Source organism: Bradyrhizobium sp. (assembly GCF_049581145.1).
Taxonomy (GTDB): domain Bacteria; phylum Pseudomonadota; class Alphaproteobacteria; order Rhizobiales; family Xanthobacteraceae; genus Bradyrhizobium.
Map to the genome: position 1 here is coordinate 1 of NZ_JBAURI010000690.1, position 1,501 is coordinate 1,501.

General features: G+C 64.1%; 2 protein-coding genes. Both read left to right on the plus strand.

Features of this window, described 5'->3' with window-relative positions:
• Positions 1 to 231 (plus strand): non-canonical purine NTP pyrophosphatase (locus WCB02_RS22490; protein ID WP_423961562.1); only part of this gene is annotated, 231 nt, incomplete at its 5' end.
• Positions 232 to 253: 22 nt separating this feature from the next.
• Positions 254 to 1,423, plus strand: a complete 1,170-nt coding sequence (hemW, locus tag WCB02_RS22495) for a radical SAM family heme chaperone HemW (RefSeq protein WP_423961564.1) — start codon at positions 254 to 256, stop codon at positions 1,421 to 1,423.
• Positions 1,424 to 1,501: the final 78 nt, after the last annotated feature.

A 1,501-nucleotide genomic window follows, 5' to 3' on the forward strand; every position in this document is an offset into this window, starting at 1 on the left:
CACCTTGAGGAATTCGAGGCCCGTGTCGACGGCACGCTGGTGTGGCCGCCGCGCGGCGACCAAGGCTTTGGCTACGACCCGATTTTTTTGCCGGACGGCCAAGACAACGGCCAGCAGCGCACCTTCGGCGAGATGGCAAGCGACGAAAAGCATGGCCTGCCGCCGCGGGGCAAAGGTCTTTCGCATCGCGCCCGCGCCTTCCTCAAACTCGCGGAGGCGTGTCTTGGCTGAATCTGTCTTGCCTGAATCCGTGTTGGCTGAACCCGTTGTGGCCGACGAAGACCACGCCTTCGGCGTCTATATCCACTGGCCGTTTTGCCTGTCGAAATGTCCGTATTGCGATTTCAACAGCCACGTCCGGCGCGAGCCGATCGACGAGCAGCGTTTCCTGAAAGCTTTTCATACCGAGATCGGGGCCACAGCCGAACGCGTGCGCGACCGGACGGTATCGACGATCTTTTTCGGCGGTGGCACCCCGTCGTTGATGCAGCCGGCGACCATCGCCGGCGTGCTCAATTCCATCGCCCGGCAGTGGCGCGTTGCGCCGGACGTGGAGGTCACGCTCGAAGCCAATCCCACCAGCGTCGAGGCGACACGCTTTCGCGGCTACCGCGCCGCCGGCGTCAATCGGGTGTCGCTCGGCGTGCAGGCGCTTGACGATCGCGTGCTTGCCGAGCTTGGCCGCATGCATTCGGCACGGGAGGCTCTCGACGCCGTTACCATCGCGCGCAGCGTATTCGAGCGCTACTCATTCGATCTCATCTATGCCCGGCCCAATCAGGAGCCCAAAGCGTGGGCGAGCGAGCTGAAGGCGGCGCTTGGCGAGGCCGGCGACCACCTTTCGCTCTATCAACTGACGATCGAGGCCGAGACGCCATTTTTCGCGCTCCACGCCGCGGGCAAATTGCGGCTGCCCGATGAGGACACCTCCCGTGCCCTCTACGATACGACCCAGGAGGTCTGTGCGGCGGCTGGACTGCCGGCCTACGAAATTTCCAATCACGCGCGGCCGGGCGGCGAATGCCGGCACAACCTCGTTTATTGGCGCGGCCAGGAATATGCCGGCATCGGCCCCGGGGGCCACGGCCGGCTCGATATCGACGGCGAGCGGCATGCTGTCGCGACCGAAAAGCGGCCGGAAAGCTGGCTGATGCGGGTCGAAGGCCAGGGCCACGGGGTCGTCACTGACGATGTGCTTACCCGTGAGGAGCGGTCCGACGAGTTCCTGCTGATGGGGCTCCGCCTCGCCGAGGGCATCGATATCGATCGCTACACCAAAATATCCGGCCGGCCGCTCGATCCGGTTCGCGTTGCTATGCTCCATGAGCATGGTCTGATCGAGACCACGGCCGAGGGACGCCTGCGGGTGACCTTACCGGGCTTCCCGGTGTTGGATGCGGTCGTGGCCGATCTGGCGGCATAACAACAAATGCACGCCCGTTTTTTAGCCCGGACAATTCATAAGCTGGCTTACTATCGTCCGGCCGCACTGGGCTCATGC